Origin of the sequence: Acinetobacter sp. FDAARGOS_559 (assembly GCF_003940475.1) — a bacterium.
GTDB lineage: Bacteria > Pseudomonadota > Gammaproteobacteria > Pseudomonadales > Moraxellaceae > Acinetobacter > Acinetobacter baumannii.
Map to the genome: position 1 here is coordinate 2,483,338 of NZ_RKJG01000005.1, position 20,553 is coordinate 2,503,890.

General features: G+C 42.4%; 14 protein-coding genes and 1 pseudogene. 11 read left to right on the plus strand and 4 right to left on the minus strand.

Features of this window, described 5'->3' with window-relative positions; translation table 11 throughout:
- Positions 1 to 92 precede the first annotated feature (92 nt).
- The 3 genes from EGS71_RS13435 to galE are packed head-to-tail and all read left to right on the plus strand — an operon-like array spanning position 93 to position 4,031.
- The gene (locus tag EGS71_RS13435; protein ID WP_002009587.1) at positions 93 to 1,355 is read left to right on the plus strand and encodes a nucleotide sugar dehydrogenase; all 1,263 of its coding nucleotides are present in this window, start codon (positions 93 to 95) and stop codon (positions 1,353 to 1,355) included.
- Complete coding sequence (gene pgi, locus EGS71_RS13440; RefSeq protein ID WP_002009418.1) at positions 1,352 to 3,022, plus strand: glucose-6-phosphate isomerase; 1,671 nt, start codon at positions 1,352 to 1,354, stop codon at positions 3,020 to 3,022. Before EGS71_RS13435 ends, pgi begins: the two co-directional genes overlap by 4 nt.
- On the plus strand, positions 3,015 to 4,031 hold the full coding sequence (gene galE / locus EGS71_RS13445; protein WP_002009363.1) for a UDP-glucose 4-epimerase GalE: 1,017 nt from the start codon (positions 3,015 to 3,017) through the stop codon (positions 4,029 to 4,031). Before pgi ends, galE begins: the two co-directional genes overlap by 8 nt.
- 47 nt (positions 4,032 to 4,078) lie before the next feature.
- Here galE and EGS71_RS13450 read toward each other — a convergent pair whose 3' ends face one another.
- A complete protein-coding gene (locus EGS71_RS13450; protein WP_002009518.1) occupies positions 4,079 to 5,449 on the minus strand; it encodes a phosphomannomutase/phosphoglucomutase in 1,371 nt (456 codons plus the stop codon).
- 368 nt (positions 5,450 to 5,817) lie between these two features.
- Here EGS71_RS13450 and lldP point away from each other — a divergent pair, with 368 nt between their 5' ends.
- From lldP to dld, 4 genes are all read left to right on the plus strand, one after another.
- Positions 5,818 to 7,485, plus strand: coding sequence for an L-lactate permease (lldP, locus tag EGS71_RS13455; protein WP_011857993.1), 1,668 nt, complete (start codon positions 5,818 to 5,820; stop codon positions 7,483 to 7,485).
- Positions 7,486 to 7,504: 19 nt separating this feature from the next.
- Positions 7,505 to 8,257: a transcriptional regulator LldR gene (gene lldR, locus EGS71_RS13460; protein ID WP_001222772.1), complete on the plus strand. Its 753-nt coding sequence runs from the start codon at positions 7,505 to 7,507 to the stop codon at positions 8,255 to 8,257.
- Positions 8,254 to 9,405 (plus strand): FMN-dependent L-lactate dehydrogenase LldD, encoded by a 1,152-nt coding sequence (gene lldD / locus EGS71_RS13465; protein WP_002009553.1) that lies wholly within the window; start codon positions 8,254 to 8,256, stop codon positions 9,403 to 9,405. The genes lldR and lldD overlap by 4 nt, the downstream gene beginning before the upstream one ends.
- Before the next feature lie 290 nt (positions 9,406 to 9,695).
- The gene (gene dld / locus EGS71_RS13470; RefSeq protein ID WP_001193028.1) at positions 9,696 to 11,402 is read left to right on the plus strand and encodes a D-lactate dehydrogenase; all 1,707 of its coding nucleotides are present in this window, start codon (positions 9,696 to 9,698) and stop codon (positions 11,400 to 11,402) included.
- Between the two features lie 48 nt (positions 11,403 to 11,450).
- Here dld and EGS71_RS13475 read toward each other — a convergent pair whose 3' ends face one another.
- Both EGS71_RS13475 and EGS71_RS13480 read right to left on the minus strand, forming a co-directional pair.
- Entirely contained in the window at positions 11,451 to 12,665 is a 1,215-nt protein-coding gene (locus tag EGS71_RS13475) for an aromatic amino acid transaminase (protein WP_000486248.1), read from the minus strand.
- 335 nt (positions 12,666 to 13,000) lie between these two features.
- Positions 13,001 to 13,135, minus strand: a pseudogene (locus EGS71_RS13480) (hypothetical protein).
- A gap of 45 nt (positions 13,136 to 13,180) precedes the next feature.
- Between EGS71_RS13480 and EGS71_RS13485 the strand changes: the two are divergent.
- The 4 genes from EGS71_RS13485 to acnD all read left to right on the plus strand — a co-directional run bounded on the left by EGS71_RS13485 (position 13,181) and on the right by acnD (position 18,791).
- Positions 13,181 to 13,891 (plus strand): GntR family transcriptional regulator, encoded by a 711-nt coding sequence (locus tag EGS71_RS13485; RefSeq protein WP_001153627.1) that lies wholly within the window; start codon positions 13,181 to 13,183, stop codon positions 13,889 to 13,891.
- Complete coding sequence (gene prpB / locus EGS71_RS13490; protein WP_001118923.1) at positions 13,884 to 14,768, plus strand: methylisocitrate lyase; 885 nt, start codon at positions 13,884 to 13,886, stop codon at positions 14,766 to 14,768. The genes EGS71_RS13485 and prpB overlap by 8 nt, the downstream gene beginning before the upstream one ends.
- Positions 14,769 to 15,027: 259 nt before the next feature.
- Positions 15,028 to 16,185 (plus strand): 2-methylcitrate synthase, encoded by a 1,158-nt coding sequence (prpC, locus tag EGS71_RS13495; RefSeq protein WP_000097514.1) that lies wholly within the window; start codon positions 15,028 to 15,030, stop codon positions 16,183 to 16,185.
- Positions 16,185 to 18,791 (plus strand): Fe/S-dependent 2-methylisocitrate dehydratase AcnD, encoded by a 2,607-nt coding sequence (gene acnD, locus EGS71_RS13500; RefSeq protein WP_001093599.1) that lies wholly within the window; start codon positions 16,185 to 16,187, stop codon positions 18,789 to 18,791. The genes prpC and acnD overlap by 1 nt, the downstream gene beginning before the upstream one ends.
- 170 nt (positions 18,792 to 18,961) lie before the next feature.
- Here the strand turns inward: acnD and EGS71_RS13505 are convergent, their stop codons facing one another.
- Positions 18,962 to 20,545 carry an IS66-like element ISAba25 family transposase gene (locus EGS71_RS13505; RefSeq protein ID WP_001094424.1) on the minus strand — a complete coding sequence of 528 codons (1,584 nt, stop codon included), beginning with the start codon at positions 20,543 to 20,545 and terminating at the stop codon, positions 18,962 to 18,964.
- Positions 20,546 to 20,553 lie beyond the last annotated feature (8 nt).

The following is a 20,553-nucleotide window of genomic DNA, read 5'->3' on the forward strand; positions in this document are numbered from 1 at the left end:
CTTAAGTATTTGTAAAAACTGCTGAATACGATAGCAGAGCAGTATATTCTTTTCCTGGAAAAGGGAATAGAAATCTATAAATCAGGTGTGCAATGAAAATCGCAGTATTTGGAACAACGTTACATGCCGGTGTTATGGCAGCATTATTAGCTGAATATGGTAACCAAATTTATTGGTGTACCTGTGTAACTTGTGAAGAAGATATTTCTGTACTTTCGTATCAAGATCAAGAAGTAAATAATTATTTAAATAAACAGAGAAAAGCAGGATTTTTAAAAGAAAGTCCTTTTTCTGAGATCCCTTTAGATATTGAAGTTTATTTATTTTGTTTTAGCCCAACACAAATCGAACTTGCATTAAAGACAGTAGAAAAGTTAAGTGAGCGATCAATTGTTCATCCAAAATTAATGATTAATGGTTCTACTTTTGGTTTACATGGAACTGAGCAGTTAAAACAATATTTACCAAAAGATGAATGGGTTTATTTTCCTGATGTAATTCAAGAAGGAAATGCCATCAATAGCGTATTAAATGTAAAACATGTCATTGTTGGTGTTGAGTCCAATCATGCACGAGATACAATGCAAGAGCTGTTGCGCCCATTTTTTCGTTTTAGTTATCAATATTTATTTATGCCAATTTTAGATGCGGAGTTTACCAAACTCAGTATCTCGGGCATGTTGGCTACCCGCATTAGTTATATGAATGACTTGGCTATGGTTGCCGAAAAGTTAGGTATTGATATTGCGAATGTAAAGCATGGTATTGCTGCTGACACACGTATTGGTGCTGCATATTTATCGCCAGGTGTAGGATTTGGTGGTGAGAATTTTTCACACGATATTTTAACACTTTCGAGTACCGTATCTGAAACGGGAACAAAAAGCCGTCTTTTAGAACAGGTGTGGGCGATTAATGAGCAGCAAAAAGAAATTTTATTCCGTAAATTATGGAATTATTATCACTGTAGTCTAAATGGTAAAACGGTTGCGATTTGGGGTGCCTCTTTTAAAGAAAATACTTCAAATATACATAACTCGCCGATTCATATTTTATTGGCTGCGTTATGGGCACAAGGCGTAATAGTACGCCTACATGATCCTCAAGCACTAGATGAAATAGCTGCGACTTATGGGCCTCGTGAAGATTTAATTTTATGCTCTGATCAGTATGAGGCTGTACAGGATGCTCATGCATTGTGCCTAGTCACGGCATGGAAGCAATATTGGAGCCCTGACTTTAAGCAACTACAACAGTTAATGAAACATCCGTTAATTTTAGATGGACGTAATATTTATGATCCAGCATATGTAAAAGCGAAAGGCTTTGCTTATGAAGGAGTAGGTCGCTTATGAGTAAATCAATTGAGCAATTTCCGAAGGAATTGGTCTCGCCTCTAGCCCATCTTCAAACTTTAGGTGAAGAAAACTCAAAATTACATATCAAAGAGTTATTTGCTTTAGAGCCAGATCGTTTTCATAATTACTCAGTAAAGTTTGATCAATTATTTTTTGATTATAGTAAGCACCGAGTAACTAAGCATATTTTAGAACAGTTAGTAGCTCTTGCGAAGAATAAAAATTTAACCCAATGGATTAATCGTCTTTTTTCACAAGATAAAATTAACTGTACCGAACAACGTGAAGCAATGCACTGGGCATTGCGTTTACCAGCTGACTATTCCAAGTTTCCAGATTTAACAGAACAAGTCCATAGTCAGTTAGAACGTATGTATGCCTTGGTGGAAAAAATCCACGCAGGGCAATATCGTGGTGCTACTGGTGAAGTGATCCAAGATGTTGTCAATATTGGAGTCGGTGGTTCTGATTTAGGACCACAAATGGTGACTCATGCGTTATCTGATTTTAAGGTGAAAACGGCTAAGCCCCTTAACACTCATTTTGTTTCAACGATGGATGGTAGTCAGCTATCAGAACTGCTCCATCAACTTCGCCCAGAAACAACTTTATTTATTATTTCTTCAAAATCTTTTGGAACGATTGATACCTTATCAAATGCCCAAACAGTGCGTCAGTGGTTAGAAAAAACGTTAGGGAAACATGCCCGCGTATTAAAAAGCCATTTTATTGGAGTGTCCACAAAAGCTGACAAAATGTCTGAATGGGGTATTGCACCTGAAAATCAATTATTGTTGTGGGATTGGGTAGGTGGCCGTTATTCACTATGGTCTTGTATTGGTTTGCCTATTGCTTTGACGATTGGTATTGACGGGTTTAAGCAACTTTTAGCAGGGGCTCACACCGTCGATGAGCATTTTCAAAATACAAGTTTTGATCAAAATATTCCTGTTTTAATGGCATTATTAGGAATTTGGAATAATAATTTTTTAAATGTTCAGACTCATGCGGTTTTGCCTTATGATGGACGTTTAAAATATTTTGCTGCTTATTTACAACAGTTAGAAATGGAATCTAACGGTAAGTCGGTGCAGCGCAATGGTCAAAAAGTTGAATTAGATACTTGCCCAATTGTGTGGGGTGAAGTTGGTCCAAATGCTCAGCATGCGTTCTATCAATTGCTACATCAAGGCTCCCAAGCTGTTAGCTGCGATTTTATTGCGCCAATTCAACGTTATAATGCAGACCACTTTACCTATGCCGAAAACGCAGATGCCTTAGTTGAGCAACATCATCTCGCTCTCTCTAATTGCTTGGCGCAATCACGCTTATTGGCTTTCGGTAATGAAGCTTTGGATTCAACTGAATTAGAAAATTTACCAATTTATAAGCAATATGAAGGTAATCAGCCGAGTTCTACCCTATTATTAAAAGAACTAAATCCTTATAGTTTGGGTATGTTAATTGCTTTATATGAACATAAAGTTTTTGTTCAATCTGTAATTTGGAATATTAATCCATTTGACCAGTGGGGAGTTGAAAAGGGTAAACAGATCGCTGATCAATTACTCCCAATTTTAAGTGGCGTTCAAAATGATTCTTCAAAACTTGACGCCTCAACACGTGGATTAATTAAAATATTGTTAGGAAAAGTAGATGGCTAAAATTCTAGTCACTGGTGGCGCAGGTTATATTGGTTCACACACATGTGTTGAACTTTTGCAGGCTGGTCATGAAGTTATCGTTTTTGATAATCTTTCAAATAGCTCAGAAGAATCATTAACGAGAGTTCAAGATCTTACACAGAAGAGCTTGGTTTTTATAAAAGGTGATATCCGTAATGCAGATGAGCTTGATTGTGTATTTCAAGATCACTCAATTGATGCAGTGATTCATTTTGCAGGTTTGAAAGCAGTCGGTGAAAGTCAGGAAAAGCCACTTATTTATTTTGATAATAATATTGCTGGCAGTATTCAACTCCTTAAATCAATGGAAAAGGCGGATGTCTATACGTTTGTATTTAGCTCATCTGCAACAGTTTATGATGAGGCGAATACTTCTCCACTAAATGAAGAAATGCCTACAGGTATGCCAAATAATAACTATGGTTATACCAAGCTGATCGTTGAGCAATTATTACAAAAATTGTCCGCATCTAATCCAAAATGGTCAATCGCATTACTTCGTTATTTTAACCCAGTCGGTGCACATAAAAGTGGACGTATTGGTGAAGACCCCAAAGGTATACCAAATAATTTAATGCCGTATGTGACTCAAGTGGCTGTTGGACGTCGTGAAAAATTATCGATCTATGGTAATGATTACGAAACTATAGATGGTACTGGTGTACGTGACTATATCCATGTGGTTGATTTAGCGAATGCACATTTGTGTGCATTAAATAACCGTTTACAAGCAAAAGGCTGCCGTACATGGAATATCGGTACGGGTAATGGTTTATCTGTATTACAAGTCAAGAATACCTTTGAACTAGTTAACGGTGTATCAATTGCTTTTGAATTCGCACAACGTAGGGCAGGAGATGTAGCAACCACTTTTGCAGACAATCGTCGTGCAGTTGCTGAGTTGGGTTGGCAGCCGCAATATGGTTTAGAAGATATGCTCGCTGATAGCTGGAATTGGCAGAAGCAGAACCCTAATGGCTATAACTAAGTAAATAACAATAAAAAAGGAGCAAATCGCTCCTTTTTTATTTTTGATTAGCTCTGAATCAATCCAGTCAATTCATCTACATAATGTTGCATTGGCTGAGCTTGACGGTCTGCACGGCTTTCAATGTTGAGGCGTAATAACGGTTCAGTATTTGAAGCACGGACGTTAAAGCGCCATGCGCCAAAGTCGAGGCTTACACCATCGGTACGGTCAATTTGTGGATTTTGATCGGCATAGAAGTCGAAAATCTTTTGAATCGTAGTTTGCGTATCGACTACTTTAAAGTTGATTTCACCACTACAAGGGAACTTGGCAATCATATTTTCAACGAGTGTTGAGAGAGATTGTCCTGTTTCAGAGAGTAGAGCAATGGTGAGTAACCAGGGAATCATACCACTGTCACAGTAAGCAAAATCACGGAAATAGTGGTGAGCACTCATTTCACCGCCGTATACGGCATTGTGTTCACGCATAACATCTTTAATAAATGCATGCCCCGATTTTGACTGTACAGCAACACCTTTATATTCGTTGACGATATCAAATGTGTTCCACACTAAACGTGGGTCATGCACAATTTTTTCGCCTGACTGTTTGATTAAGAAAGCTTGAGCCAATAGGCCGACAATATAGTAGCCCTCAATGAATTGTCCTTTTTCATCGAACAAGAAACAGCGGTCAAAGTCGCCGTCCCATGCAATACCCATATCTGCTTTATGCTCAAGAACAGCATTTCGGGTACTGTCACGGTTTTCAATTAAAATTGGGTTAGGGATGCCATTTGGGAAAGTACCATCTGCTTCATGATGAATTTTAATAAATTCAACCGGTACATTAAGCGCTTTAAATTTTTCTTCAATGGCATCAATCACATGACCAGCTGCACCATTACCCGCGTTTACCACTAACTTTAATGGACGGATTTTTGCAGGTTCAATATAAGTCAGTAGATGGTCAACGAACTCAGGCAAAATGTTATAGCTTTGCGTTGTACCTTTTTGGCTAACTTCTTCAAAGTTATTGGTCTCTGCTAAAGCCTGAATTTCTTTTAAACCAGTATCGGCACTAATTGGACGAGCATTTTCTCGAACCAATTTCATACCGTTATAGTCCATTGGGTTATGACTCGCAGTTACTTCTATACCACCTTGTACGTCTAAATGAAAAGCGGCAAAGTACACTTCTTCAGTACCCGTCATGCCTAAATCAAGCACATTCACACCCGCATCATTTAAACCGCGGTTGGTCGCTTGTTTTAAAGCCTCACTGCTTAGACGAATATCACAACCTACAACCACAGTTTTTGGTTTATAGATTTGTCCGTAAGCGCGGCCAATTTTATAGGCGATTTCTTCATTCAATTCGGTGCCGAGTTTGCCTCGGATATCATAAGCTTTAAAACACGTTAAAGTAGTCATTATTCAATTCAATACATGTGGTTTGAGTTGTGTGCACATTATACATAGATCATCAAATTGGTACGTTTATAGTTTTTATATTCAAATACTTCATTTCTGTAGGTCATATTTAAGTTTATAAGGAAGCTTTTTACGACTTTAGTCGAATAAAAAAAATTATAGATGAGAAATGGCTTGATTTTTCTTGTCTCTATTGGTCATACCAATTGTGATAATTATTTAATCATTGATCTTACCAATAACTGTGTTTATGATACGCATTGTGGTTTAAGGAAAAACATTTGCACTTAAATTTTAATTGGTCATACCAATTTGTGTTAAATGTTGAAATTTTAAGGTACAAAAATTCGCCCCGGCATTTCAAGGAGATGACAATGCTCAATATGTGGCAACAACTTTATGACCCTTTAAATAATATTTGGCTGTCTAGTGCGGTTGCATTAATCCCGATTATTTTCTTCTTTTTAGCATTGGCTGTTTTTCGTTTAAAAGGCAGTATCGCGGGTACGGGCACAGTTATTATTGCATTACTGATTGCGCTATTTTTCTATCAAATGCCTGGTCAAATGGCCTTTGCGTCAATCATTTACGGTTTCTTCTACGGTCTATGGCCAATTTCATGGATCATTATCGGGGCAGTTTTTCTATACAAGATTTCGGTAAAAACAGGCCAGTTTGAGGTTATTCGCTCAAGCATTCTATCTATTACCGAAGACCAACGTCTGCAAATGTTACTCGTTGGTTTTGCATTTGGTACTTTCCTTGAAGGAGCTGCGGGCTTTGGTGCTCCTGTCGCAATTACCGCTGCACTACTTGTCGGTTTAGGGTTTAAGCCACTTTACGCTGCTGGTTTATGTTTAATTGTAAATACAGCACCAGTTGCATTTGGTGCAATGGGTATTCCAATTATTGTGGCAGGGCAGGTGTCAGGCGTAGACACTATGGAAATTAGCCAGATGGTGGGTCGTCAGTTGCCATTTTTAACCATTATTGTGCTGTTCTGGATTATGGCGATTATGGATGGCTGGCGTGGTGTTAAGGAAACTTGGCCTGCGGTATTGGTCGGTGGTGGTGCTTTTGCGATTGCTCAGTATCTCACCTCTAACTTTATTGGCCCTGAGTTACCAGACATTACCGCAGCAATTGCTTCATTGGTCAGCCTGACGTTGTTATTCCGTGTTTGGAAACCAAAACATATTTTCCGTTTTGAACCTGAAGCAGGTCAGACTTTGACTCAGCAACCTACAACAGTTCAACGTTATAGCATTGGGAAAATTGCAAAGGCATGGTCTCCATTTGCTATTTTAACGGTAATGGTCACGATCTGGAGCGTTAAGCCATTTAAAGCATTATTTGCAAAAGATGGTGCTCTTGAACACTGGATTTTTAAACTTGAAGTGCCGTATTTACATAAATTGGTCGAGAAAATGCCACCGATTGTGTCCGAGATGAAACCATACGAAGCGATTTATAAGTTTGACTGGTTCTCTGCAACAGGTACTGCAATTTTTATTGCTGCGATCATCACAGTTATTTTCTTAAAAATGAAAGCAAGTGAGGCAGTAACAACCTTCGGTGAAACGCTCAATGAGTTAAAAACACCGATTTACTCGATTGGTATGGTGTTGGCGTTTGCTTTTATTGCGAACTATTCAGGTTTATCTGCAACTTTGGCTCTGGCTCTATCGCATACGGGTCATGCGTTTACTTTCTTCTCGCCATTTTTGGGTTGGCTTGGTGTGTTCCTTACAGGTTCAGACACTTCTTCAAATGCTTTGTTCTCGGCATTACAGGCGACTACAGCTCAGCAGATTGGTATTCCAGAAGTATTGTTGGTGGCTGCGAATACCAGCGGTGGTGTGACAGGTAAAATGATTTCGCCACAGTCGATTGCGATTGCGTGTGCCGCAGTAGGCTTAGTTGGAAAAGAGTCTGACTTGTTCCGTTTCACGGTAAAACATAGCATCATATTCACTGTCTTTGTTGGCATCATTATTACGGTTCAGGCTTATCTGGTTCCGTGGATGATTCCATAACTCCAGTGAAGGAAACGCGATGAGAATCTCCGATCAAGTGGTCATGAAATTGCAGGCATTAATTGAAGAGCGTCACATGAAAAAAGGTGATCGTTTGCCTGCCGAGCGCCAGCTTGCAACTAGCTTAGGAGTTTCTCGTCCATCCTTACGTGAAGCAATTCAACAGCTCAATAGTCAAGGTGTACTGATTAGTCGCCGTGGCGATGGAACTTATATTCAGCAATTACCTGAACAATGGCCACAGCAACTGATTGTGAACCCAATCAGCAACCTGATTGAAGAAGATCCTTTATACCGTTTTGATGTGCAAGAGGCGCGTTTGGTGCTTGAAGGGGGGACGGCATGGTATGCCGCGTTACGTTCGACCCCAGAAGATCGCGCCAAAATTCATCATTATTTTAATGAAATTAGCCGCCACCAAAATGCAGGTGACTCAGCACAGGCGGCGGTGGCCGATGCTGAATTCCACTTAGCGATTGCTGAAGCATCTCACAATGTGGTGCTGATTCAAATGATGCGCAGCTTGTTTGATTTGCTGCAATACAACGTCTTGTTAGGGCGTAAAAAAGTTTATAACGACCCCGTAAATGGTGACTTGCTGAGCGAGCAGCATTTTCAGGTGATGGATGCTATTGATCGTAAAGATCCCGAGGCCGCACGCCAAGCTGTCTGCGGTCATATTGAATTTGTGATTAATCATGTGCGTTCTCTGGATGAAGATGAAGCTCGCCAGAAACGTGCAAACCGTTTAAATAGAGTTGATTCAAAATGATTATTTCTTCTGGCAATGATTATCGTGCTGCGGCACAACGTCGCTTACCCCCATTTTTATTTCATTACATTGATGGTGGAGCGTATTCGGAATATACCTTAAAGCGTAACGTACAAGATTTGTCAGAAATTGCATTGCGTCAACGTGTGCTGAATGACATGTCAGCGTTAAGTTTAGAGACAAAACTGTTTAATGAAACGCTGTCGATGCCAGTTGCCTTGGCGCCTGTAGGTTTAACAGGTATGTATGCACGCCGTGGTGAAGTGCAAGCCGCAATGGCAGCCGATAAAAAAGGTATTCCATTTACGCTTTCAACGGTTTCTGTTTGCCCGATTGAGGAAGTTGCACCTGCAATTAACCGTCCGATGTGGTTCCAGCTTTATGTGTTACGTGACCGCGGTTTTATGCGTAATGCTTTGGAACGTGCAAAAGCGGCAGGTTGTTCAACACTGGTGTTTACCGTAGATATGCCTGTGCCGGGTGCACGTTATCGTGATGCCCATTCGGGTATGAGTGGGCCAAATGCTGCGATGCGTCGTTATATGCAGTCAGTGTTTCATCCGCATTGGTCATGGAATGTGGGTTTAATGGGTCGTCCGCACGACTTGGGAAATATCTCTAAATATTTAGGTAAGCCGACTGGGCTTGAAGACTATATTGGCTGGTTAGGCTCGAACTTTGACCCATCCATTTCATGGAAGGACCTTGAGTGGATTCGTGAGTTTTGGGATGGCCCAATGGTGATTAAAGGTATTTTAGATCCTGAAGATGCCAAAGATGCTGTGCGTTTTGGTGCAGATGGGATTGTAGTGTCGAATCACGGCGGTCGTCAGTTAGATGGCGTGATGTCATCTGCTCGTGCATTGCCTGCAATTGCCGATGCGGTGAAAGGTGACTTAGCGATTTTGGCTGACTCAGGCATTCGTAATGGTTTAGATGTGGTGCGTATGTTGGCGCTCGGTGCGGATACGGTTTTACTTGGCCGTGCGTTTGTTTATGCCTTGGCAGCAGCAGGTGGACAAGGTGTGTCGAACTTACTTGATTTAATTGATAAGGAAATGCGTGTTGCGATGACGCTCACGGGTGCTAAGTCGATTTCGGATATTAATGCGGATTGTTTAGTACAGGCGATGAAGCAAGGTTTTTAAGACATAGTAAGTGAAGCAGTAAGCACAGCCTCAAAGTTTGGTGATTTGCTAATGTTTTACATATAGGCATTTGTCACTTTTGAAAGGTCAAAAGTAACCAAAAACCTTTGTCTCGATGACGGTACGTCCTTGCTACCGCATCGAAACGGCGGCATCCATGCCGCCACCACGATAGTAAATATAGGGCTGATTCACATTAGAGAATGAGCTAATTAAATTATAAATTACAAACGGTAAGATCCCGTCGTGTTGGTCTAATTTGATAAATGGATGACCAAAAGGAAACCATCATGCAAACATTTTCTCCTCAAGCAGTGATCGAACGCTTACAAAATATTGTAGGGCGTTCTTATGTTTTGACCGATGACCAAAGTACGCGTCAGTACCGCCAAGGTCGCCGTTTTGGTGAGGGGAAAGTGCTGGCTGTGGTGGTGCCGGGCACATTGCTAGAGCAATGGCAAGTGTTGCAGGCTGCAATTGAGGCGGACTGTATTGTGATTATGCAGGCAGCAAATACAGGACTCACCGGTGGTTCAACTCCGTATGGTGATGATTATGACCGTCCTGTTTTGGTCATGAGTACACGCCGATTAAAGGGTATTCAAGTCATCCATGATGGCAAGCAAGTGATCTGCTTACCGGGTGCGACCTTAGATAATTTAGAGCAAATTTTAAAAGGCTATAATCGTGAACCACATTCGGTGATTGGTTCATCTTGTATTGGTGCATCGGTACTTGGTGGTGTGTGTAATAACTCTGGTGGTGCACTGGTACGTCGTGGTCCTGCGTATACGGAACTGGCATTATATGCTCAGGTCAATGCTGCTGGTCAATTAGAGCTGGTGAATCATTTAGGCGTAAATTTGGGCTCGACACCCGAAGAAATTTTGACTCGTTTAGAGAAGCAGCAATACCAAGCCGTAGATATTTTAGATGACAACGAAAAGCAGGCATCGGACCATCGCTATGCGCACGACGTGACTCAGGTCGATGAAGATACGCCTGCTCGTTTTAATGCAGACCCGTCACGTTTGTTTGAAGCCTCGGGTTCGGCAGGTAAGGTCTGTGTGTTTGCTGTACGCCTTGATACCTATGAAAAAGTAGAGAGCAGTGTTTTTTATATTGGTAGTAATGATGCCGATGATTTAACGGCTATTCGTCGCTACTTACTGACCTCACTGCCAAGCTTACCGATTGCAGGCGAATATATTCACCGTGACGCTTACTTGATTGGTGAAAAGTACGGAAAAGACACGTTCTTATTTATTGAAAAGTTTGGTACAGCCAATGTTCCAAAAGCCTTTGCGATGAAAGATAAAGTCGATGGCTTTTTAGAAAAATTTAAAATTAAAGGTTTAACAGACCAGATTTTACAGGCGATTACCTTCTTTTTACCGAGTCATTTGCCTAAGCGTATGACCGAATATCGAGATCGTTATGAGCACCATTTAGTGTTACGTGTTGAAAATAATTCAAAAGCTCAGACCGAGCAGTTTTTAAAAGAATATTTTGCAGTGCATCAGTCAGGCAACTATTTCGTATGTAGCGAAGAAGAGGGGCGAAAGGCGTTCTTACACCGTTTTGCGATTGCAGGGGCGGCAATTCGTTATCGTGATACGCACCGTAGTGAAGTTGAAGATATTGTAGCGCTTGATATTGCGCTACGTCGTAATGACCGCGAATGGGTAGAGCAACTACCAGCCGAGATGGAAAAGAAAATCATCCATAAACTCTATTATGGGCATTTCTTTTGTCATGTGTTCCATCAGGACTATATTCTTAAAAAGGGTAATGATCCGTTAGAAATGGAACATCAAATGTGGAAATTACTCGATGCGCGCCGTGCTGAATATCCGGCAGAGCATAATGTTGGGCACCTTTACATTGCCAAACCTGCATTAGCCAATTTCTATCAAAAACTCGACCCAACCAATAGCTTTAATGTGGGTATTGGCCATACCTCAAAACTGAAATATTGGGGTAAGGCTAAATCTTAATATCGAGACATAAAAAAAGGCGCCGAAGCGCCTTTTTTTATAGATGTCTTATGCTGCTTCTACTGATTTAGCAAGCACTTCAGCCATTGCTTTAGCAACAGTGTAAACATTGTTCATGTTTAAACCTGCTACACAAATACGGCCACTACGTACTAAGTAGATTGCATATTCTTCACGCAAGATATCAACCTGTTCAGCAGTTAAACCTGTGTAGCTGAACATACCTTTTTGGTTTACAAGGTAGCTAAAGTCGCGGTCTGGTAATGCTTTAGTAAGTTCGTCTTTCAAGATGCTACGCATTTTAATAATACGCTCACGCATCTCTTTCACTTCGCCTTGCCATTGTTGGTTAAGTTCAGCGTCATTTAACACTTCATCAACTAACCAAGCGCCTGTAGTAGGAGGGCTAGAGTAAATACGGCGTACAGTCGCTTTTAACTGACCGAATGTGCACTGAGCAGCTTTTGCATCGTCACATACGAAAGTTAAGCCGCCAACGCGTTCGCCATATAAAGAGAAGATTTTAGAGAACGAGTTGCTCACAATGAAGTTTAGACCCGCTTGGTCTAAAGCACGGATTGCATACGCATCTTCTTCCATACCGTCACCAAAACCTTGGTAAGCGATGTCTAGGAATGGAATAAGGTTACGTTCTTTTAATACTGCAATTACCTGGTCCCATTGCGCTGGGTTTAAGTCAGCACCCGTTGGGTTATGGCAGCATGGGTGCAACAACACAATGCTTTGCTCAGGCAAAGTTTTAAGTGTAGAAAGCATACCGTCAAAATCTACACCACGCGTTTCTGCATCGAAATATGGGTAGAAATGAGTCTTAATGCCAGCGCCATTGAAAATCGCAACGTGGTTATCCCAAGTTGGTTGGCTTACCCAAACGTCTGAATTTGGGAAATAAGTTTTTAAGAAATCTGCACCAACTTTTAATGCACCTGAACCACCAAGTGTTTGGATAGTTACAGCACGGCCAGCTTTAACTGCTGGGCTGTTTGCACCAAATAAAAGTGCTTGAATTGCTTCACGGTAAGGTTTGAAGCCTTCCATTGGCAAATAAAGTTTGGTTTTACCGTTCTTAGGCTCAATACGCTTTTGCGCCTCGATAATGGTCTCTAACTGAGGAACAATGCTGTCTTCGTTATAATAAAGACCAATACTCAAGTTTACTTTTTCAGAACGAGTATCAGCATTGAACTGTTCCATTAAAGAGAGAATTGGATCGCCTGCGTATGGGGGGATATGTTGAAACATCAAAAAAGTCCTTTCATTCAACAATATGCATAGTGCTGGGTTTTTTCTGTCTCGAAAAATACGCCACAACTATGTCGATGCTCAATAATGTATCAATAAAGCTACCGTGAAGCACCTGATAATTTCACTAATATCGATATTTTCTGGATGAAAATGATAAAAAGATTTAAAAGAAATTACGGTAAATAGAAACTAATTTCTAACTCATGCTTTCATTCAAGCAGATTGTCTACAATCTTGCTGTAATACATTGGTTGTAGACTAAAGTTTGAAACAAAAGATTAGAGGCCGAAAAGCAACTAAAAAAGTGCCATAAATCTATAGGTAAATTAATATTAAGTAACTGTTTTATATATACTAATTGGAAAGTGGTTTAATGGTTTAAATATAAGGTGAGATAACAGGTCATACTATAAAAATTGACCTGATGCGTTCTGTAAAGTGTCAACAATCACCTTGATTTTTTTCATTCATACCGCTATAAAACTCATAATTGATTAAAAATTGTCGACAATATGCAAGATTTGACCTTCGCACCAGAGCCATTACAAAGTCAGGGAAGAACACTGACCGAGAATGTATTTAAACAAATACAGACGGCGATTGTTTTGGGTCAAATTCCGGCAGGTAGCAAGATTTCTGAGCCTGAGCTAGCACGTACTTATGGCATTAGTCGTGGGCCTTTGCGTGAAGCGATTCATCGCCTTGAAGGGCAACGTTTGGTTGAGCGTACTGCACATGTGGGTGCGCGCGTGGTTTCGCTCTCACTGCAACAGTTCAAAGAGCTTTACCAGATTCGTGCGTCTTTAGAAGGTTTGGCCTGCAAACTTGCTGCACAGCATATTGATAAAAAGCAAATCTTGGCGCTGCGTGATGTATTGCGTATGCATGCTGAAGATGAAAACTTTAAAGCAGGTAAGGGATATTACTTGCAAGAAGGGCAGGATGATTTTCACTACTGCATTATCAAAAGTAGTGGCAATAAAACCTTAGAAAAAATGCTATGCGATGAGCTTTATCACCTTATCCGTATGTACCGAATTCAGTTTTCAAATACACCCGATCGTCCGAGCAAAGCTTGGGACGAACACATCCGTATTTTAGATGCAATTGCAGAAGGCGATGGTGAACTTGCCGAGCTGCTCATGCATCGACATATCAATGCTTCTTACAAAATTATTGAGCAAACACTGCTACAAGCACAAGGAGAACATAACAATGGCTAAACAATCCGCAGGTCAGCTATTTCGCGATGCCGTAGCCCAAGAAAAGCCATTACAAGTGGTTGGAACCATCAATGCCAATCATGCACTTTTGGCAAAACGTGCAGGTTATAAAGCGATTTACTTATCAGGTGGTGGTGTAGCAGCTGGTTCTTTAGGCTTACCTGATTTAGGAATCAGTAACCTTGATGATGTGTTGACCGACGTACGCCGTATTACTGATGTATGTGATCTTCCATTATTGGTCGATGCGGACACAGGCTTTGGTGCTTCTGCATTTAACATTGCACGTACTACAAAATCACTGATCAAGTTTGGTGCTGCGGCAATGCACATTGAAGACCAAGTGGGCGCAAAACGTTGCGGTCACCGTCCGAACAAAGCCATTGTGACTCAAGAAGAAATGGTTGACCGTATTAAAGCAGCAGTTGATGCGCGTGGTGATGACAGCTTCGTGATTATGGCGCGTACCGATGCGTTAGCGGTTGAAGGCTTACAAGCTGCAATTGACCGTGCGGGTGCCTACATTGAGGCAGGTGCAGACATGTTGTTCCCTGAAGCAATTACCGAGCTTGATATGTACAAGCAATTTGCTCAGAAGACAGGCGTACCAATTTTGGCAAACATTACCGAGTTTGGTTCTACACCACTGTTTACCACTGAAGAGTTGGCATCTGCCGATGTAAGTCTTGCACTTTATCCGCTTTCTGCTTTCCGTGCCATGAACAAAGCCGCAGAAACTGTGTATGAAACCTTGCGTAAAGAAGGTACACAAAAGAACGTGATTGATATTATGCAAACGCGTAAAGAGCTATATGAACGCATTAACTACTACGCGTTTGAAGACTACTTAGACAACGCATTTGCTAAAAAGAAATAAACAAGCCCTCTTTTAAAAGAAGGGGAAGCGATGGTCTTGGCTATCGCGAGGGCGGCATGGATGCCGCTACGTTGGACTGCGATATAGGGATATATCGTCAGACCAACAAGGATTTTTGCTTACTTTTCATCCGTGAAAAGTAAGGCGAACGGCAGGTTAAACCAAAAATTGGATGAGAACTCGGCAAGAAGCTGTCGCGTTTTTACCCAAGTAAAAATTGAACAAACAACAAATTCTGGTTGATATAAAGGATGATTCTATGAGCTCAAATGAAACAACAACAGGCTTCAAACCAAAAAAATCAGTTGCACTTAGTGGACAAGTTGCAGGCAACACAGCACTTTGTACCGTAGGACGTAGCGGTAACGACTTGCACTATCGTGGCTATGACATTCTTGACCTTGCGGCAGGTAGCGAGTTTGAAGAAGTTGCTCACTTGCTCGTACATGGCAAATTACCAAACAAAGCTGAACTCAAAGCATATAAAGCAAAATTAAAAGCGCTTCGTGGTTTACCGGCAGCACTTAAAACTGCACTTGAGCAATTACCACCATCTGCACACCCAATGGATGTGATGCGTACTGGTGTTTCAGTACTAGGTTGTTTAACTCCAGAACATGAAGACCACAATGAAGCGGGCGCAAAAGACATTGCTGACAAATTAATGGCAAGCTTAGGTTCAATGCTGCTTTATTGGTATCACTTCAGCAATAACGGTCGTCGCATTGAAGTTGAAACAGATGACGACTCAATTGCAGCGCATTTCTTGCACTTACTTCATGGCGAAAAACCATGTGAAGAGTGGATTCAAGCGATGCATACATCACTTATTTTGTATGCTGAGCATGAGTTCAACGCATCTACATTTACGTCACGTGTGGTTGCAGGTACAGGTTCTGACATGTACTCGGCAATTACAGGCGGTATTGGTGCACTTCGCGGACCTAAGCACGGTGGTGCAAACGAAGTTGCATTCGTGATTCAACAACGTTACGACAATCCAGACGAAGCAGAAGCTGACATCCGTAAACGTGTTGAAAACAAAGAAGTCGTGATTGGTTTTGGTCACCCTGTATATACAGTTTCTGACCCACGTAACGAAGTGATCAAGAAAGTGGCGCATGACTTAGCAGAAGCGCAAGAGAACACCAAAATGTACCTCATCGCTGAGCGTTTGGAAGCAGTGATGAAAGAAGTGAAAAACATGTTCCCGAACCTCGACTGGTTCAGTGCGGTGAGCTATCACTTAATGGGTGTTCCAACTGCCATGTTTACACCGTTATTCGTAATTGCACGTACAGCAGGTTGGTCAGCACACGTGATTGAACAACGCCAAGACGGCAAAATCATTCGTCCAAGCGCGAACTATACGGGCCCTGAAAACCTCGAATTTAAACCATTGGCGGAGCGTGGTTAATGAACACAAAATACCGTAAACCGCTGGCAGGTACCCAGCTTGAATATTACGACGTGCGTCAAGCCGTTGAAGATATTCAGCCAGGCGCATACGAAAAACTGCCTTACACCTCTAAAGTACTCGCTGAGCAATTGGTACGCCGTGCCGATGCCGAGAACTTAACTGCTTATTTAACGCAGTTGATTGAACGCCGTCAGGACTTGGACTTTCCTTGGTATCCTGCACGCGTGGTGTGTCATGACATCTTGGGTCAAACTGCATTGGTTGACCTTGCAGGTTTGCGTGATGCGATTGCTGAGAAGGGCGGCGACCCATCTAAAGTTAACCCAGTTGTACCAACACAGCTCATTGTCGACCACTCTTTAGCAGTGGAATATGGTGGTGCTGACCCAGACGCTTTTGCAAAAAACCGTGCTGTCGAAGACCGCCGTAACGAAGACCGTTTCCACTTCATTGAGTGGACCAAAACTGCATTTAAAAATGTCGATGTGATCCCTGCGGGGAACGGCATTATGCACCAGATTAACCTAGAGAAAATGTCTCCGGTGATTCAGGCGCGTGATGGTGTAGCATTCCCAGACACATGTGTCGGTACAGACTCACACACACCACATACAGACGCTTTGGGCGTAATTTCTGTGGGTGTAGGTGGCTTAGAAGCTGAAAACGTAATGTTAGGCCGTGCATCTTGGATGCGTCTGCCAGACATTATTGGTGTTGAGTTGGTTGGTCAGCGTCAGGCTGGCATTACTGCAACAGATATCGTGTTGGCTCTAACTGAATTTTTGCGTAAAGAGCGTGTGGTTGGTGCTTACCTTGAGTTCTTTGGTGAAGGTGCTGACAGTATGTCTGTGGGCGACCGTGCCACCATTTCGAACATGACACCAGAATATGGCGCTACGGCTGCGATGTTCTACATCGACCAAAATACAATCGACTACTTACGCTTAACAGGTCGTGAAGATGCTCAAGTGGCATTGGTTGAACAGTACGCAAAAGAAATTGGCCTTTGGGCATCTGAAATGACCAAAGCAGAGTACCCACGTGTACTACGTTTTGACCTCTCGACAGTCACACGTAACATTGCTGGTCCATCAAACCCGCATGCACGTGTTTCAACCAGCGACCTAAAAGAAAAAGGCATTGCGGGTGTAGTTGAAAACCGTTCTGATGGCTTAATGCCAGATGGCGCAATCATTATTGCTGCAATTACTTCATGTACCAACACCTCTAACCCACGTAACACCGTGGCGGCAGGTTTGTTGGCACGTAAAGCGAATGAACTTGGTTTGGTTCGTAAACCTTGGGTGAAATCATCATTTGCACCGGGTTCAAAAGCGGCTGCACTTTACCTTGAAGAAGCAGGTGTTCTAAAAGACTTAGAGAAACTTGGTTTTGGTATTGTGGCTTACGCTTGTACGACGTGTAACGGTATGTCGGGTGCATTAGATCCAGCCATTCAGCAAGAAATTATTGACCGTGACTTGTACGCAACCGCAGTACTCTCTGGTAACCGTAACTTCGATGGCCGTATCCATCCATATGCAAAACAAGCATTCTTAGCATCTCCACCACTTGTTGTGGCATATGCAATTGCAGGTACGATTCGTTTTGACATCGAAAAAGATGCATTAGGTCATGACAAAGAAGGTAACCCGATTTACCTCAAAGACATCTGGCCATCTGACGCTGAAATTGATGCGTTGGTTAAGCAAGCCGTGAAGCCTGAACAGTTCCGTAAAGTCTACATTCCAATGTTTGACTTGGGCGAAGTTGAGCAAGCGAAAAGCCCACTTTACGACTGGCGTCCACAAAGTACTTACATCCGCCGTCCACCATATTGGGAAGGGGCATTGGCTGCACCACGTACTTTGGCGAACATGCGTCCGCTCGCGATTTTGGGTGACAACATCACTACCGACCACTTGTCACCTTCAAATGCGATTTTGATGGACTCGGCTGCGGGTGAATATCTTCACAAAATGGGCGTACCAGAAGAAGACTTCAACTCATACGCAACGCACCGTGGTGACCACTTGACTGCACAACGTGCAACATTTGCCAACCCGAAACTCTATAACGAAATGGTTCGCCGTTCAGACGGTACCATTAAGCAAGGTTCAAAAGCGCGTGTAGAGCCAGAAGGCGAAGTGATGCGTATGTGGGAAGCGATTGAAACCTACATGAACCGTAAGCAACCGTTAATTATTATTGCGGGTGCTGACTACGGTCAGGGTTCAAGCCGTGACTGGGCTGCAAAAGGTGTGCGTCTTGCAGGTGTTGAAGCGATTGTGGCAGAAGGTTTTGAGCGTATTCACCGTACCAACTTGGTGGGTATGGGCGTGTTACCACTTGAGTTTAAACCGGGTGTAAACCGTAAGACTTTAAAACTAGATGGTACAGAGCTTTACAGCGTGATTGGTAATATCGCGCCGCGTTCGACTTTAACTTTGGTGATTGAACGTGCTACAGCGGATGGTAAAGAAGAGATTGTTGAAGTGCCTGTGACTTGCCGTTTAGATACAGAAGAAGAAGTTTCTGTATATGAAGCGGGCGGTGTTTTACAGCGTTTTGCACAAGACTTTTTAGAAGGCCAAGTGGCTTGATACTTTAGTTAAACATTATTGATATTGTTAAAAAAAATCCCTATCTTAATGATGGGGTTTTTTTTTATGGGAATTAATAAGCCTTAAAATTTATAAGTAATTAGAAATAGATATATTCAGGTGGTAACATGATAGAAAAGTAAGCGTCCGCTGAATCCCATACCTATTTTTTAATTCGATTTAGGTTTCCAGCAGTGCGGCAGTAACTCTTCAATCTGGGTCACTTTATGTGTCGGTAACCTTTTCAGCACATCACTTAAATAGGCATACGGATCCAGCCCATTCAGCTTTGCTGACTGGATTAAAGTCATGATGTTTGCCGCTCGCTGACCACTGCGCAGCGAACCTGCAAACAGCCAGTTCTTGCGCCCCAACGCCCAGGGACGCATCTGATTCTCTACCCAATTGTTGCATATCGGTAGATTGCCATCATCCAGATAGCGGCTTAAGGCTGGCCAACGCTTCAGAGTGTAATTGATGGCCTTGGCGGTGGGAGAACTCGATGGCACTGTCAGATGATGTTGGTTGAGCCATTCATATAGTTGTTGCATCACTGGTTGACTATGCTGTTGTCGGTATTCGCGGCGGTCTTCCGCTGTACCATCGGTCTTTTTCCTGAGTTCTGCTTCTATCGCATACAGTTTCTGAATCAGCACCAATGCCTGTTCAGCGACCTGACTTTTCCCGGTCACATGCAGTTCATGGAATTTACGACGTGCATGGGCCATGCAGCCGACCTCTATGACCTGGCCTGATTTAAAGCGTGCTTTATAACCACTGTAATCATCACAGACTAGATTGCCCTGCCAGCCTTTCAAGAACTCTGCAGCATGCTGGCCTGAACGACTATCCTGAAAGTCATAGATCACCGCCTGAACTGGATTGTACTGTGTGGTGGCATAGGCCCAGACATAACCTTTCTTCGGTTTTTTCTCATTCTCACCCATCCGCATGATGGTGACCGGTGTTTCATCTGCATGCAGCACCCGCTGTTGCAGCACCACCTCTTTTAAGGCATTGGCCAGAGGTTCCAGTTCTACACCGCAGCGACCTATCCAGTCAGATAAAGTTGATCTAGAAAGTTCGATTCCCGCCCGCTGATAGATCAGACGTTGACGGTACAGCGGCAAATGATCGGCATACTTCGATACCAGCACATGGCTGAGCAATTCAGGTGAAGCAATGCCTTTATCAATCACATAGGCGGGCATCGCTTGCTGAGTCAGAGTGTCACACTGATCACAGACCCATTTACCACGCACATGCTGTTCCTTATAGAACTGTGCCGGTCTGAAATGCAGTTTCTCACTGACATCTTCGCCGATACGACGGAGTTGGCATCCACAAGTGCATTGGGTTGATGCAGGTTCATGCTCAATACGGATGGTGTGTAGATGATCTGGCAGTGGTCGACGTTTAGGTTTATTGGTTTTGGCTTTCTGTGTCGCTGCATCGGTTTTATCTGCATTTAATCGTTCTAATTCCAGATCAACAGCAGCAATATCTTCTTCAACCGCTTCATCCCATAGGTGGATTTGTTTTGCCGTTAAGTGTTCATTCTTTTGGGCGAATTTGTGCTTTTTAAACAGCGCCAGTTCATGCTCGTATTTTTGATTGAGAATAGAAAGATGTTGAACTTTGGCATCCAATTGTTGGTTTGATTGTGCTAGAGACTGATGCTGCATCGCCAACTGTCTGGTGAATTCCAGCAGTTGTTCATGGGTCAGTTGGCTTAAGTCAGGCAGCGTATTCATGACCGCAG